We start from the raw sequence: 16,292 nt of genomic DNA, 5'->3' as shown, positions 1-16,292 counted from the left end.
GCCGCACTCGCCCACCTCGCCCGCCACGCCCGCGGCGACCTCCTCCCGCCTCATCTGAGGATCTGCCAGTGCCATGAACGAGGCTGCCGCTGGCACCCCCGTCACCGGGGCTGCGACGGCCCTATCCGACTCCTCCTGGCCTGCGAACGCGGCGGACGGCTCTGGCGACTCGCCGACGTCTGCAGCGCCTGCGCTGCCGCGACAGCCCAGGCTGCCGTCGTCCCCGACACCGCCCTGCGCGCCACCCTGCGGCAGTCACCGACCGCGCGGCGACGCACACGGCAGCCCAGAGGCCCCGGTGAGCAGATCCGAGTACGCGAAATGCTCAGCTACCTGGCCGCCGCTCTCCCGCCCGATGCCTCGGCCGCGGCACGCCTGCTCGCCCTCCAGTGCACCCTGCGCATGGATGCCGCCATGCATGTCCGTCTGTCCAAAGGCCTGCTGCGCAGCCTTCGCCTCGACACGCCCGGACCGTGGCAAGAGCTTGAACGAGCGCATTGGCTTCGCCCCGCTCCCGCACGCGCCGTCAACGAGTTCGTTGCCGAACTGCTGGATGCCACCCTGCTGGGCCAGGCGCCAGCGCGCAGCGACCGTAGGCATGCAGCCGACTGGGCGCTGCGTGCCGGCTGTCCCTCGAGGGCAGGGACCGCGGAGCCGCTGGTGCAGCTGGCGAGCGTCTACCTCGCAGCCCACACGGATCCCCAAACCGGCAGCGGTTGGAGCGAGCTCGAGCAGATGGCGCGCGCCGGCGGTACCGAGTCTGCCGAACTGCCCCATGTGTTCGACCGACTGGTCGCGACGAGACTGCTCAGATCCTGGAAGGCCGGTCCCGATGCGGAAGACCTGTACTGGACCCTGGAGGACAGAACGCGGCCTCACACCGCACAGAGACCGTCCTGACAACTTTGGATGAGGGAACCGTCCAGGCTGGATGTCCTGCATGCTCGGGACAGGAAGATCTTCTGCCGATGCGATATCTGTTGGCCACAGAGCCGGTGCATGGCACTGACAGCGTCGGCCTGTAGCACTGCAGCAGGTCCGCGAGCCGAGCAAGATCGGACTCAACGCCCTCTCAGAGTTGCTCGTCTTGATACCCCAGGCAGCGGGCCCGGGATGCCCACGGGGTGAGAATGGGCTGATGCGATACGCGTGGCGACGGTCATTGAGGCCGCTGCTGGCCGACAGCGGCCGGCCAGATCCGGGCAACAGCTGGCGGGAGACCGACGATCTGTTGCGGTTGGACGATATGCGGGATGTGCCCGTCGTCGTGGTGCTTGGCGAGCGCGGCGCGGGCAAGTCCGTAGCCCTAGAGCAGGAACAAGCACTGCTGGGCCCGCAGGAAGCGGGAGCCGCCTCGCTGCTGCACCTCGGCCGGGATGTCGCCGATACGGCCTCCGCGGGCGCCGTTCTGCACGAGCATTTGTCCGCAGAACAGGACGGGCCGCTGTATGTCCTCTTGGACGGACTGGACGAGGGCCTGAGCGATATTCCCGGCCTCGACAGAGTTCTCCTGCTGCAACTGCGGGCGTTGCAACTGCGGCAACGTGAAAGGCTGCGGTTGCGGATCACCTGCCGCACCACACGCTGGTCCGAGACGCTGGAGAGCGGGCTGCAACAACTGTGGCCAGATCCGGGACAGGTGGCGCTGATGACGCTTGCACCACTGTCTCGCCAGGACATCCAGAGCGCGGCCGAGCAGCATGGCCTGGACGGGCCAGCGTTCACCGAGCAGGTAGCCAGCCGGGGCCTTGGAGCCTTGGCTCAGCAGCCGGTCACACTCGTTCCGCTGCTGAAGGCCATGGCTCAGGGAGAAGAACTTCCAAAGACAGTGGCCGAGGCCTACGAGCAGGCATGCCACACGTTGTGTACGGAGACCTGGGCGCAAGGGTTCGTACAGCGTCAGGAACGGCCGGCAGCGGACCATCTGCTGGAAGTGGCACGCTGGACGGCAGCCGCTCTCCAATTCGGCCGTACCCCGGCCCTCACCGACCGGGAACCCGTCCTCGAAAATGAACTGCACCTCGACAGCCTGTCCGGCCCTGGGATCCCCGGAGCCGTCCCGCAACTGGAGTGCCGCCGCCATGAACTGCTGCATTTGACCGAGTCCGGTCTGCTGACCCCGGTGGGCCAGCGCCGCTGGGTGTTCGCCCACCGCAGCTACCAGGAGTACCTGGCGGCACAGTACCTGCGCGACCGCATCGCCCCGGCCGTGCGCAGCGAGCTGCTGTGGGCAGGTAGCGGCACGGCACGGCATATCGTGCCGGAGCATGAGGAGATCGCCGCTCGGTTGGCGGTTGACGATCCCGCGCTGTTCGAGGACCTGCTCGCCACCGACCCCCGCGTCTTGCTCCTGGCCGATCTGTCCTGTCTCCCGGACGCATCCCGGCTGCGGACCGTCCAGGCGCTCTTGGAAGCGGCACCCGACGAAGACTTCGACCGCCTCGACTTCACACTCCTTGAGCGGCTGGCCCACCCGGACCTGGCCGGACAGCTGGAACCTTTCCTGACCCGTGATACGGACCAGAACCAGGTGTACCTGGCTTTGTCTATCGCTGCCCAGTGCCGGCCAGCCGAGCTGACGCCCGCTCTGCTGTCGTTTGCGGAGGACACCACGGTGCCGACGCGCCTTCGCTCCTTCGCTCTGTACGCGGTCGCCGAGGAGAGCCTGAAGGACGACGCGGCGGTTGCACGCCTGCGCGCCCTTGCCACCGACGCGAAGACCAGCACTGCGGAGGCCGCACTGGAGCAACTGTGGCCACAGCACCTGCGAGTGGCCGAGTACTTCGACCTGCTCCCTGACCAGCAGCCGTTCACCTACCGGCCGCAGCTGGAGAAGGCCATGGACCTGGTCACACCAGAGCACGTCACCGAGGCACTTGATTGGTGTATCGCTGCACTTGAGACCCAAAGCCCCAAGTCCTTGGCCGCCACTGTGCTGCTGGCCCGGTGTATCCGTCTTATCGGCCACCTCGACCTCGACGGGGGGCCGGCCCCCGGTGAGGAGCAGGCCGGACAGGCGCTCGTCGCCCTGGCAGCGCACACCGAGCTGTCCAGCACCGCCGACGCACGCACGCCGCTGGAGTACCTGCGCGATTCCCTGGACCCCGTGCCCGCTCTGCGCCGCCGTCTCGCCGACTACGTTCTGCGCCACAGCAGCCAGGAGCAGGTCCTGGAACTCACCTTCGACACCCCGGAGGTGGGACTGTTCCCCGAGGAAGACCTTCTGTACTGGGCCGAGCGCTGGACGGACCTTTCGCCCGAGACACGGCACACCGCGAAGCCGCTCTTCAGCCACAGGCAACGGCCGGACGAAGCGCGGCTGCGAGGGGCTTTGGACAAGGCCCGGCAGGCGGATGAGGAACTTCGGGACGCCACCGCCTGGTGGGACGCCCCGCCTTCCGAGTGGCAGCTGCGCAGGCAGGCACGAGAACAAAAGGAGCAGCAACGCAACACCTTCGACGAACAGGCGTTCAGGGCTGCGCTGGAAGCCGTGCACACAGCTGCCCCCGACCAGGTCCGCGCCGCCTGGCGCACGGTCATCGGCCACCTCTACCGCACCAGCGACGGCCAGCCCGTCAAAGAAGGATCCGCCCGCCTCAATGCGGTCGCCGCGGCACCCTCCTACCCGCCTGAAGGCAGTGCTCTGCACACCACGCTGTCCCGGGCCGCCCTGCACGTCCTGGCCACCGCCCCTGCATGGCAAGCACACGACGTCTCGGCCGTGGGCACCGAGTGGATCGACGTACCGGAACTGACCGTGACGGGATGCGTGCCTGCTGACTCCTGGCAAGCCGCACTGCCCGGAATCCGTACCGAGCAGTGGGCAGGCTGGGCACTCGCCCTGGCCACGATGAGCTTGCCGACACAAGAAACAGACCTGCACCACAGCCTGTTCAGGCGGTGCGCCAGCCACGGCGGCCACGCGTTCGAGACTGCGCTGGCGATGTCCCTGGACCGTCTTGATCCCTACCGCCTCGCTGAACTGGTCCGGTTCCTGCACACCCTGGAGGCGGCGGACGCCCTCGCCGTCATGCGGGACTGGGCTCTCAAGCCCGATCGCAGTGCCGCAGCCTGGGCCGCCGTGACGGTCACCTTGTCGCGCCTCGGCGACAGTCCTGCCCGGGACCAGGTGAAGCGGACTGTGGCAGCCGGTCCGCTCCCCGACCAAGCCAGTTCCGATCCGGAACGCTGGCGCACCGCGGCTCATGCGGTGATGGCCGACACGGACCTGCCGGAGAGCTGGCCTCACATCCGCCGGGCGTTCGATGACGCCGAGCTGTGCCGTGCCGTGATCGACGGATTGACCACTGCTGGCCCGGGCCGCTGGCCGGCGGGCGTGGCGGAACTCGAGGAAGCTGATCTTGCTGACCTCTACGAGCGGTTGTGCAGTTGGGAGGAACTGAGGAAGCCCCGCCCCGAGCGTGAGCCAGGTGTCGCCTACTGGACCACGCCGCAGGAAACCCTCCACGATCTTGCCGATGCCCTGCCACAACAGATCGCCCGCAAGGCAACCTTCCAGGCGGCCGACCAGCTCAGCCGACTGGCCGCTGTCACGTCCCGCCACCCGACCTGGTTGCGGCGCCTGGCCCGCGCCACCGCTCGCCAGGCTGCCCAGCAGCAGAGCCGGCCGCTGCCCGCACACCAGCTGCGGAAACTGGCCTCCGACCACAGCCTGCGCGTGATCACCAATGAGGCCCAGCTCCTGGACGTCACGATGGAAGCCCTCGACCGCATTCAAGAGGCACTTTCGGGCCCCAACGGGATGGCCATCCTGCTGTGGAACCGCACCGCGGCAGCCGCCTACAGCACGATGTGGCCGACATGGGAGGAGGACTTCAGCGACCTCGTCATGGGTCTGCTGAAGACCCACCTCGGCGGACGGCGCATCATCCTCAACCGCGAAGTCCAAATCGACCGCCCGGGAGCCCAAGGAGGCCGTACCGACATTCACATCCAGGCGGCTGACCCCTCGCACAACGCTGAGCCTTTCACCGTAGTCATCGAAGCCAAAGGCTGCTGGAACCCAGTCCTGTCCACCGCACTCGCCAAGCAACTGGTCGCCCGCTACCTGCGCCACCCCCGCACTGCCGGCATCTTCCTCGTCGGCTTCTTCGACTGCGCCCAGTGGCACTCCAAGCACCGGAAGCCCTGCTCGCCCAGCCACACCCGGCAGCAGATCGAGGCCAAACAGCAGGCACTGGCCGCACAGCAAGATGTTGCGGTCCGCGCACGAGTCCTCGACTGCCGGCCGCCCGGAGCTCAAACCGCCTAGCTGCTCACGCAACACCATCCCGGTGGCCGGGCGTCGGCCCATTCCAAGGTGGGAGTCCCGGACACGCCAACCCGGCCTGAGGACGCAGATCGTGCCCGGTGTTCTCACTCCTGCGGGTGACGGCAGTTGGACATCACACTCGGCCGCACGGTTGGCTGGCTCGCCATGGAGCCAGCCGGACCACGGCGAGCCAGCCGGTGGCAGAACGCTGTACGGCTGCTCCTGCTGATCGCTACCGCAGCCGAACCCGTCACCGCAGACGGCCGCGCGCCCAAAGACGCGGTCAGTGTGGTCCGCACCCAAGTGCTCCTGCAGAAACTCGACTTCTGGGTGCGCTGCCCGGATTTCCTCGCCTGGGAGCTGCTGACCGAGTTCGAAACCTACCCCGACGACCCAGCCCTGTGGCACCTGGCCGCAGACATTCTGTCCTCCGACGAGCCAGATGTGCGCCGCTATCCGATGCTCCGTCACCGCTTCGGCGCCTTCGAGCAGATGCACGAGGCTCTGGGCATGCTGATCGAAAGGAGCATGGTGACCAAACGGCACATCCCGCGCGGCGACCAGGTGGGCCAGCACGATTACTACCTGCGCGAACGCGGCCGTGAGGTGGCCGACACCATCGTGCGCGAGGTGCCCGACCTGCACTGGTACGTCGACCGCACCACAACGGTGGTTGGCCTGGTCAAGGGGCTCGGCCCCAGCGCGGTCAAGGCCCGTCAGTACCTCCAGCGCGACTACGCCGACACCCCCATCGGCTCCTACATCGCCTCCATCACGGACCAGGCCCGCCAGCGCCTGGAACAGCTACGGCCCTCCGGGCCGGTCAGGGGCCGGTGATGGACCAGCAACAGCTCTTCGCACCGCACCAACTGACCGGCCCCGCCGCCGTCGTGCCCCTGCCACGCCAACAGCAGTGGGCGGCCGCTCTGGCCGCTGGGGTGCCCGCCCCCGGTGAGATCATCACTGCAGCCGCCGAATCCACCGGCCACAGCGCCGACACGGTGGAGAGCGTGCTACGCGAGAGCGGGGTGCAACTGTCCAGCCCGCTGGCCGCCAGCCGTCACCTGCAACTGGCCCGCGTCCGCGTCGACGGCGTCAAACCCGGCGGTGAAATCCTCACCTGGCAGCAGGAATTCACCCCCGGCGTGTGGGCGATCACCTACCCCGGCAACAACGTCGGCAAGACCAGCTGCCTGGAGTTCGCGGTCTGGCCCCTACGCGGAGCCCCGCGCCAACTGCCCAAAGACGTCCGCACCTGGATCCACCGCATCGAAGCCGACGTCAGCACCGGACATCGAGCACTGCGCATCGTGCTGGACACCGCCGAAGCCCGCCGCCCCCGCTGCACCATCCGCACCTGCGCCACCTTGGAGGAACTCGACGACCTGCCCGACAGCGCCCAGCACCTGCTCGGCAGTGCAACCGGCCAGACGGACATCAGCGCACTCGTCGATGTGGTGATGCGCGGCGACCTGGGCCTGGAGCAGGCCATGATGTGGGGCGAGAGCGCAGGCCAGGACGGTGAAGGCGCGGCCCAGACCCACGGCTGGACCTCCTACTTCGGCGCCATGTACCTCAACCTGGGCGGCGCCAACCTCCTCTTCGGCGACGTCGCCACCGCCGGACTTCCCGGCCAGCTGCTGGAACTGTTCATCGACGTCCCCTACACCGCCACCCTCTCCCGGGTGGAGGTGGCCATCCAGCAGCGGGGAAAGCAGGACCGGCTGGCACGGCGCCGGGCCGAGGAGGCGGCACGTGCCCGCAGCGCGGAACGGGCCCAGTGGGCGAAAGAGCTGCGGGCACAGCGGCGCGCAGCCGCTCAGATGCGCAGCCAGGACCCCGTCACACAGCTCACCGACCGCCGGGCCAAGGAGCAGGACGCCACCCAGGAATGGAAGGCCGCCATCCGCCAGGTCGCGCGCGCCACCGAAGCCGCCGAGCTGGCCAAAGAAGCCCGCATCCAGGCCAAGCAACGCCACCTGGACGCCGTGGAGACACACCGCGCCCAGCAGGTCATGGGCCTGGCAGAGATCGACTGCTGTGGCCGCTGCCAGCGCGACCTGGGGCCCGAGCGCAAGAAGAACGAGCTGGCCGACGGTCTCTGCCGCTCCTGCACACGGCCGCTGCCCACACCCGAGACCACCGACCCCCGCGCCATCGAGATGGAACTGGCCGAACTGGCCCGGCAGCTCGGCCGCGCCGAAGAGGACGAAAAACAAGTCGGCAACGCTCTCCGACAGGCTAGGCGCAAAGAGCACAACGCCCACCAGACCTACCTCAAGGCCAGCCGGCTCGTGGAGCAGACCGCCAGCGCCTCGCAGATCCACGCCCAGCTCGCCGAGGCCGAGAAGACGATCGCCTCACTGGAAGGCAAACTCGAAGCCACCAGCCCCCAGCCCGCCACCACAGGACAACGCAGCCCCGACACCGCCATCCTGCAGGCCGTCCGCACCCAGCTGCTGAACTGCGTCGAGCACTCCGGCCACGCCCTGTTCGCCGAACTGGACCAAGAAATCCGTGACCTGGCCGCACGCTTCGGCGTGGCCAACCTGGACTCAGTCCATCTGCAGCGCACCGGGCGCATCACCGCAGTCAAGGCCGGCGTACCGATGCCCTTCAACGGTCTCCCCCCAGGCGACCGGCTACGCATGCGGATCGCCACCGTCATCGCGCTCCTGCGCATCGGCAGCCGACGCGGCACGATCGGCCACCCCGGACTCCTGCTTGTCGACTCCATCGGCACCGCGGAGACCACCGTCGACGACGGGCGCCGACTCGTGCAGGAACTGCACGCAGTGGCCCAGGAGATGACCAGACTGCAGATCGTGTTGACCACCGCTCAGCCCGCCATGGTCGACGGCATTCTCCCCGCCGAAAAGATCATCACCTCCTCCCAGTCCCACCTCTTCTGACCCCAGCCACAGGACCGCAGGACACCCCCGGGAAGGAACCACCGTGCCGACCGTGGAGAACACCCTGGCCTCCTGGAGCCGCACGGCCACCGACACCCAGCTGGACAACGGGCCCAGCCTCGACGACCTCGGCGGCCCGGCCACCGTCGCCGCCGAAGCCCCCCGCCTGGCCACCGGCCCCCTGCTCGGCATCCTGGCCACAGCCACCGCACACTCACTCACCACCCACCCCGCCCACACCCTCACCCCCATCACCCAGGCCCTCCAGCACGGCCTGACCTACCCCCACAGCGCGTGGACCCTGGCCGAAGCCCTCGACACCGTCTGCAGCCATCCGGCCCTGCTCCAGGCATTGGAGCCCAAACAGCTCAGCCGCCTCCTCGCCAGCCACGCAGACGCCGCGCTGGCGGGCGAGGCCAGGCCTCACCTCGCCCGCCCCACGCTGGCAGCGCTGCTCCACCTGGCCATCACCGACCGCTGCAACCCCCACCAGCTGCTGCTGATCCTGACCGACCTGGACGCAACCGAACCTCCCGACGCCCTGGAGATGCTCCCCGTCCTCCTCGGCATCGCTCACAGCCACTTCGGCGACCCGGCCCTGCTCACCGCCCTGACCCGGTTCGAACACCACCTACAGCTGGCCGACCCGGTACGCACCGACGCCTGCTTCGAACTCGCCCTCGCACAGATCAGACACGCCGCCGAAGCAAGCGACAGCAGCCAGGCCCGCACCTGCCTCGACCACGCCGCCCTGCGCCTGCACCACGTGATCGACCACTGGGAAGCCCGGCCCGACGCCCACGCCTGGCTCGCCGCCGTCCAGGCCGTCCTCGCCTTCACCCCCACCCCTGGCACCCCGCTCGACACCGCCCTCCACCGCCTGCGCCACGCCACCGCCCACCACCAGGCATGGAACGCCCGCCTCGGCGACATTCCCTGGCTCACCGCCCGCGGCAGCGCCCAGGCCGCCTGGCACCGACTGGCCACCCGCCTCCACCACGCCGCGGCCCACCTTGCCGAGCCCAGCTGGTACGAAGCTGCCCGCACCCTGGCCGACGTCCTCGACATCTACCGCGCCACCCACGCCGTGCACGCCACCGGCCCGGCCCCCGGCCTGCATGCCCTCATCCACCCCGTTGTCGTGGACGCCTTCACCCACAACGCCGCCCTGCTCCACCACCTACGCCAGGCCCTCCGACACGACTTCGCCGACCACCCGGACGCCACCGCCCTCCACCAAGCCACCGAGGACAGCATCACCAGCTTCGGAGACCAGCCCCACCTCCCAGCCCCCGAACCCAGACAGGACACCCTTCTGGCCGCCTACCCCCACTTGCACAGCCTGCTCACCCGCACCGACGAGCCCGCCCCCACCAACCCGCTGCTACTCGATAGCCTCGAACGCCACCTCGCCCAACGCCACCAAGCAGCCGCCTGCTACGGCAGCGCCCGCTTCGACCAGCACCTCAGAACCCTGCTAGGCCAGCTTGAGCAGCACCCCGGCTACATCCCTCCCGTCGACGGATACCTGGCCGGCCTCGTCGAGCACTTCCTGAAATTCCTCTACCTGCGCTTCGATGGCCAGCCCAGCCTCTACGGCGACCGCACCGCCTACCTCGGCCCCCCACCGCCCAACGGCAGCACCAGCATTTGGCCTGAGAAAGCACTGCAAGACGACTACCATCGCGATCTCATCGGCGCCTTCCCCCACGGGACCATCCACCGTGAACACCCCGACCGCGGCGGCGGACGCAGCGACCTGGAATACGAACCCCAGCCCGGCATCCGCTTCCCCATCGAAGTCAAACGCCGCACCGCCCGCTCCACACGCACCGACCTGCAGACCGCCCACCTCGCCCAGGCCGCCAACTACACGGCCACCAGCGTCCCCTTTGCCCTGCTCCTGGTCGGAGACCACAGCGAACACTCCGGCGGCTACTCAGACATCGACGACCGCGTCTGGACAGCGCTGCATGCGCGCAGCCCCACCGAGATCCCCCGTCTGATCATCATCGGCGTGCTGCCCATCGGACGCCCTACACCCTCCCGCACCCGCTGACGCGCGGGCGCGTACGGACCATACGCAACAGACGGCTTCGTGCCTTGTGTGGAGAGGGTGATCCGAAGAAGGACCCTCCGGTTAGGGTGGCGGGGGCGTGTGCTTCGGGTTGGTGTGCGTGAAGTGGCTGTTGTTTTGAGGGGGGTTGACGGGGGATGGGCTACGTCCTGCCTGGCTGGATGGACGAGATCCTGGACTTCATCGGGATCAACTGGCCGAACGTCGACGAGGACGACTACCGCGAAATGGCCGATGCCATGCGGGAGTTCGCCGACCAGTTCGAGGGCCACGGAGCCGAGGCGCATGCGGCGGTCAGCCGCATCCTGGCCTCCAGCGAGGGCGCCGCGGTCGATGCCCTGCAGGAGCACTGGGACCTGGTGAAGTCCGGGCGATCGGATAGACGGGCCGGACCGGACCGGGAAGGGGGTGAAGATCCACCGGTTCGTGTTCCGGCTGGGGTATTGGGGCCGGGCCGTGCACTGACTCTGCCGCTCCTGCGGGCAGCAGGCATCGGGCCCGCACGCCCTGCCTGGGTGCTTCAGGGAAAGCTGATACCCCCGATGCCGCGGTCGGAGGGGTCTGGCATGTCAGCTTGCGGCGTCTCTGCCTGAGGTGAATAGGTTGGCGCGCTAGACCGGTATGGGGCGTCGATATCCGGTGCAGCCATTTGCTCACGCTCCGCGGCCTGTCGTCGCCGCCGGGCGGCACTAACGCGACGCGCCTGGTCCTTGACCTCGTTGGTCAGCCTTCTGCCGTTCAGCGCGGGAGAGACCTCATGGGTGGCCTTCACCGTGTTGCGGCGGCCATGGGTGACCCCGTCGGCGGCCGTGACCGTCTTCACGCCGTTTGCATGCTCGATGCGCCCGGCACTCGGGCGCTTGAACGCAGTTGTCTGCAGTGCGCTGTCGACTAGGCTGCGCAGCTTGTCCCGGTTGGGGGCCTCAAGGCCGACGACCGCGTCGATGAGGGCTTCGGCCAGTGCAGGATGCTCTTGAAGCAGCGCCGGTTCGTTCACCTGAGGCCGCTTGCAGGTGTAGGCGAATTCGTTGGTCTGCACATTGTGGTCCCCGATCTGCACACCCTGGCAGTGTCGGATCAAGATCGTCGCGTCCTCCCCGTGCACTAGCCGCAGGGCATCGCTGTCCGGGGAAGTCCTCGAGCCAGCTGGCCGAGCCGCCTGACGCTCGAGTTTTCCCAGATCCAGCGTGTCTTTGTGCAGCAGAGAGAATTGGGTCGCGCACAGTTCCTTCATTGCCCGGTCGCGGAGCGTTTTATTTGCAGGATCCAGTGCCAGCTCGGCTAGTGCCTCCCGTACCCCGTTGCGGCTGAGTACAGCCGCGAAGTCCGGTTCTTTGGTGCGCAGATGGTAGACGTAGCGGTTGTACTGCTGGTTGTCATCTCCCACCTGCACCCCGCGGCAACCAATGATCAGGACGGTCTCCTGCGGCAGAGCTATTTCGAGAGCCGGCTCAGCCGGAGCAGACGATGCCATCTCTGGGATGTCGGTGGTGCTGGGCCTGGGTGGTGTGGGGGTCCAGGCCAGCAGCGGTTCGAACGTAGGAGGTCCAGACGAAGCGCGTTGCGGCGACTGGGCAAGGACAGTCACAATCGTTTCGTCGCTCACTGGATCGTGCCGCTGGGAGATGTACTGCAGCGGAGGCGGGCTCAGCGGTAGTGGTCCTGCAACCTTCCTGCCGCCGTTCTGCGCGGCTTGCGTCCTCACCGAGACTGGAGCGGGCCTGTTCGTGGCGGCCATGGCCCGAGCCGGGACGGACCCCGCATGCGGCGCATGCCGTTGGCTCCATGTGTCGGAGATGACGACCGCGATCCAGAGCACGATGCCCCCTGCGATCAGCAGCCCAAGCAGGATGCCGAGGAACACGCCACACATGATCAGACCATTGACCGTGTGGACCGCAACAGAGCTCATGAAACTTCGTGTCCGATGCACTCCGGATCCGAAGGCTGGCCCCGCCCACGTGGCGATGCGGATAGCAAGAATCACAGCAATCACAAGGCCTATTTTGCGCAACACCGCCTCCCTGGATGCGAGTTATGGAACCCTGCAGGCTCCCCATACACGGTATACAGGGTCGAAATAGGGGACGAAACCCACTCAGTTCTATGGGAAAGTGGATACCTTCCTGAAGCGGCAAAAGATGTGGCAGTAGGAGGGATTTGTGACAGGTGTGGAGCTGATCCTGGCCGCACTCGCGGCCGGTGCGAGCGCGGGGATCACGGAGACCACCAGCGGTGCCATCGGCGACGCGTACAGAGGCCTTCGCGACGGCCTGCGGGACCGGATTGCCGCACGGGAGGAACGCGCCGCGCCAGACTTGGACGGTCCCGCTCCCGACACCAGCGCGGATACGGAACTGTGGCGGGTCCGGCTCAGTGCCGCGCTCGTCGGCTCCGGTGCGGATCAGGACGAAGCCGTGCTCGCTGACGCGGATCGGCTGCTCAAGCTCCTTGAGCTGTCAGGTATCCGCAGCGACCGCTACGTTGTCGACGCGAGAGACGCGAAGGGTATTCAGGTCGGCGACCGCAACACCCAGACCAACCACTTTTCCTGAAGCCGCCCCTTCCGAAAGGGGCACCGGTCTTCCGGCCGGCGCCCTGGCAGCTGATGAAGGTCCTTTGACGTGTCGGTCGACCGGAGAGCCACGAACTTGGCCTCGAAGAGGTCCGATCGGGCAGGCCCCTGACCGCTCGGTACCCCAGGCCGTCTGATCTCTTGAAGGCACGCGGATCCGTCCATTCAGTCCCAGCGCATACCGAGAGCCGACAGTTCCTCGACGCGTTCCACCGCGAGCATGCCTTTACGCGCACGGGAGTTGGCGACGAACACACCAAGCATCAGCTCGGCCCCGTCAACGGTTTCGATGTGCGATCGGGGTACGTTCAGATGCCCTTCTCGGGTGCGGTACTGGCGGGCCGCCGCCAGATTCGCTTCCCACTTCTGGGCCCGGCTGCGCCGAGGAACGACCGCAGACGCAGCCAGCTTCTCCGCACGGGGTTCGATGCGCAACACCTCGCGGAGCAGCCACTGCTGCACGCCACTCAGCGCATTCCACTCCTGCACCTGCACCTGCACCCAGCGCCCGATGTCCTCGCCCTGCACCAACAGCACACCCTCCCGCTCCGGCAGTGAACCTCCGCCCTGCCGGTGCATGCGGGCGAGGTGAAAGCACCGCTGCCACGCCACCGGCCACGCCGGACACCACGCGGGATCGATCTCCCCCAGCGACCGGCGCCGCTCCCGGCTCAGCCCACCCGCCCCAGAGCCGGCCCGCGACCCCTGCGCCAGTTGGTCCTCGGCCCGCCGGGCAGCGGCACGCTGATTCTTCAGCCAGATCCCGACCGGGTAGTTCTCCCAGGTGGCCTCCGTGGGGGCCACCAGGTGGCCGTGCTCGGCTGCCCAGCCGCGGGCCGCGGCCAGGCCCTCGTCGAAGGCGACCGTGAAGTGGGACCACACCATCCCGAGCTCGTCCAACTGCGCCACCCGCTCCGGCCCAAGACCGCCCTGACGATTCAGGCGCCGCTGATTGGAGATCCACACCCCCAGCGGAAAACCATCAGGCGCCGTGTGCCCGTAGGGGACCCGCAGATGCCCGTGGTCACCGTGGAACGCGAGCGCCGCCTGCAGACCCCGCCGCCAGAACTCGCCCTCCGGCCGCAGCACCCGCGCACTGATGAACGCCGCCAACTGGGCCGGATCCCGCCGCGACGAGAACGACAAGAGCCCCTGCGCCGCAGCGCCGGCCCCGCCTCCCGGGCTTGAACCGCCAGAGGTCGCCTCGGACCGGCTGGCGGCCTGCGGGACGGCGAGCTGCTCGACCGCCTCCGCGTCGTGCGCCCGCAGCGCGGTCAGCAGCTTCACCAGATCCTCATACGCCTTGGAGGCGAGCATCTCGTCCGGCTCCTCGCCCGGCCCCAGGAACACCGGCACCACCAGAGAGGCGATCTTGCCCTCACCCGGCTGCATCCGCAGCGCACGCCCCACCGCCTGGACCACATCGGGCACCGAACCCCGCACGTCCGCGAAGACCACCGCGTCACAGCCCGGCGTGTCCACCCCCTCGCCCAAGACCCGCACCGACGACAGCACACACCGCTCCCACACCGCACCGTCCACCGCACACCCCGACGAGAACTCCTCCAACACCTCCCGCCGGTACGCCACCTTGTGCTCTCCACAAAGCCACTGCGCCCACACCGCCCCCGGCTCCGGATAGCCCCCCTCGCCGCTCTCCCACAGCGCCTTCGCCACCGCGCCCAGCCCACTCGCGAAGGCCTCCGCCTCACTCGTACGCGAGTGGAACGTCAACAACCGCCTCAACTTCTGCTCGGCCGCCGTCTTCAGCACCGCCGTCTGCAACGCCGCCAACCGCCGCCCCCGCACCGCATCACTGCGCGCATCCGACCCCACCAACTGCAGCGCCTGCACCTGCGGATCAGCGATGTCCACACACACCACCTGATACCGCGCGACCAACCCCCGCTCGATCGCCTCCGACAGCGGCAATCGGTACACCACCGGCCCAAACACACTCTCGTCATCCATCGACGCCACCAGCGCCGCCGACCCGCCCTCACCCCCCGACGACGCATCCCACAACCGCGGCGTCGCCGTCATGTACAAGCGCCGCGCCGCCGGCACCTTCCCCTGGTCATGCACCGCCGCCCACGGCTTGCCCAACACCCCCGACGTCCGGTGCGCCTCATCCACCACGACCAAATCCCACCGGCCCAGACCAGCCGCATGCGCCCGCTCCAACACCCCCAGCCCCAGCGCCGCATACGTGGCGAACACCGTCACCCGCTCACGGCCGGCCAGCCACGCCACCAACTGCCCGGCATCGGTCGTGCACGGCACCTCCAACGCCCCACCCTCGCGCGGCGAGCACACCCCGAACATCGGCCCCGCACGCCCGGCCGCCCGCCACACCCCCACCATCTGCCCCAGCAGGTCGAGCGTGGGCACCAAGATCAGCACGCGCCCTGCACGCAGCTCCAGCGCCGCGTGCACCCCCACCAGGCTCTTGCCTGCCCCCGTGGCAGCAACTACCTGAGCCCGCAGTCCCCTCTCAGGCCATACTCCATCCGGCGGCTGAGCCAGCGCCCGTACCACCGCATCCACGGCCTCGATCTGATGGGGACGAAGCCGATGCCGACCCGACACGATCTTCCGCCTTCCACGCCGCACCAACGGGGGCAGTAGCCCCTCACTACAGACTCTATCCCGAGTCATTTTGATTCAATCGCCCTGTCGGGCGACAGCAGCGGCACGCTCGCGAGGGCCGCACTCATCACCGTCCCACCCAGACTGCACCCCTCGCTGGAACTGCCCGGCCCCCGCGTGCGGGCGGGTGCGGGGTGGGACAATGCCCCGCACCCGCCCGCACTGCAACCGTCCTCAATCAGCAAACAGACTGAAGGATCGTCAGGACGGGGGAGAGGGAGGTGACTCGGGAAGCTTCTCCACCCCGAGCTTCGCCAGACGCGACCGGATCGCGCTCGGCTGCCGAGCAAACCGCTCGGCCAGCTCGTCAACACCACTCCCAGAAGCGTGGAGCCGCAGCAACAGCTGGTCATCCTCCGGCGCCCACCGCTCGTAAGCCTTCGGATGCTGCTTGCGCACCTCATCCACCGAGTACACGCGTGAGGCCGGCTCCGACCTCACCGGCAGCTCCACCCCGCTCAACACGGAAGTGGGGAATCTGCACACCTCAACACCCTGCAAAGAGAAGGTGATTGAGCCACCCTCGAACGTCAGCAGATCCGCCTCAACCTCCAGCACCCGCCGCATGACATCTGCATCCGAAGGATCAACCACGAACTCCGAGAAACGTAATCGGATCTTCCCCTGACGAACAGCACCAGACATGCCAACCACCCTGCCCAACACGGCGTCTCAGCAAGCCGGGCAGCCCCTTCTTGTAGCCAGCCAGGCCCGCAGCGCGGGCCCAGGGCAGGGGAGCGGAGCGGACCTGCCCGCGAGCCGCGGAGCGGATCGCTCCCGGGCGTTCACGCCCGGGCATTTTCTCGT

The 16,292-nt window shown here is 68.3% G+C and carries 9 protein-coding genes and 1 pseudogene; 7 read left to right on the top strand and 3 right to left on the bottom strand.

Annotated features, from left to right (window positions below; translation table 11 throughout):
* Positions 1 to 321: 321 nt before the first annotated feature.
* The 6 genes and pseudogenes from AC5P09_RS37310 to AC5P09_RS37285 form a co-directional block, all read left to right on the top strand.
* Positions 322 to 900 carry a hypothetical protein gene (locus AC5P09_RS37310; RefSeq protein ID WP_493878139.1) on the top strand — a complete coding sequence of 193 codons (579 nt, stop codon included), beginning with the start codon at positions 322 to 324 and terminating at the stop codon, positions 898 to 900.
* Positions 901 to 1,138: 238 nt separating this feature from the next.
* Positions 1,139 to 5,272 (top strand): hypothetical protein, encoded by a 4,134-nt coding sequence (locus tag AC5P09_RS37305; protein ID WP_493878138.1) that lies wholly within the window; start codon positions 1,139 to 1,141, stop codon positions 5,270 to 5,272.
* A 165-nt stretch (positions 5,273 to 5,437) separates the two neighbouring features.
* On the top strand, positions 5,438 to 6,109 hold the full coding sequence (locus AC5P09_RS37300; protein WP_493878137.1) for a hypothetical protein: 672 nt from the start codon (positions 5,438 to 5,440) through the stop codon (positions 6,107 to 6,109).
* Entirely contained in the window at positions 6,109 to 8,184 is a 2,076-nt protein-coding gene (locus AC5P09_RS37295; RefSeq protein ID WP_493878136.1) for a hypothetical protein, read from the top strand. The genes AC5P09_RS37300 and AC5P09_RS37295 overlap by 1 nt, the downstream gene beginning before the upstream one ends.
* A gap of 43 nt (positions 8,185 to 8,227) precedes the next feature.
* A complete protein-coding gene (locus AC5P09_RS37290) occupies positions 8,228 to 10,243 on the top strand; it encodes a hypothetical protein (RefSeq protein ID WP_493878135.1) in 2,016 nt (671 codons plus the stop codon).
* A 155-nt stretch (positions 10,244 to 10,398) separates the two neighbouring features.
* Positions 10,399 to 10,644, top strand: a pseudogene (locus AC5P09_RS37285) (WXG100-like domain-containing protein); the annotation flags it as partial.
* A gap of 137 nt (positions 10,645 to 10,781) precedes the next feature.
* Here the strand turns inward: AC5P09_RS37285 and AC5P09_RS37280 are convergent.
* Positions 10,782 to 12,173, bottom strand: coding sequence for an RIP homotypic interaction motif-containing protein (locus tag AC5P09_RS37280; RefSeq protein ID WP_493878134.1), 1,392 nt, complete (start codon positions 12,171 to 12,173; stop codon positions 10,782 to 10,784).
* 259 nt (positions 12,174 to 12,432) lie between these two features.
* On the opposite strand from AC5P09_RS37280, the gene AC5P09_RS37275 reads away from it, so the two are divergent.
* The gene (locus tag AC5P09_RS37275) at positions 12,433 to 12,816 is read left to right on the top strand and encodes a hypothetical protein (RefSeq protein ID WP_493878133.1); all 384 of its coding nucleotides are present in this window, start codon (positions 12,433 to 12,435) and stop codon (positions 12,814 to 12,816) included.
* Positions 12,817 to 13,001: 185 nt separating this feature from the next.
* Here AC5P09_RS37275 and AC5P09_RS37270 read toward each other — a convergent pair whose 3' ends face one another.
* Together AC5P09_RS37270 and AC5P09_RS37265 are read right to left on the bottom strand one after the other, a co-directional pair.
* Complete coding sequence (locus tag AC5P09_RS37270; RefSeq protein WP_493878132.1) at positions 13,002 to 15,425, bottom strand: helicase associated domain-containing protein; 2,424 nt, start codon at positions 15,423 to 15,425, stop codon at positions 13,002 to 13,004.
* A 261-nt stretch (positions 15,426 to 15,686) separates the two neighbouring features.
* Complete coding sequence (locus AC5P09_RS37265; protein WP_493878131.1) at positions 15,687 to 16,130, bottom strand: hypothetical protein; 444 nt, start codon at positions 16,128 to 16,130, stop codon at positions 15,687 to 15,689.
* Positions 16,131 to 16,292 lie beyond the last annotated feature (162 nt).

It is taken from the genome of Streptomyces sp. a15 (assembly GCF_059026085.1).
The sequence above is the reverse complement of the archived record's forward strand: the minus strand, read 5'-3'. Positions and strand labels throughout refer to the sequence as shown.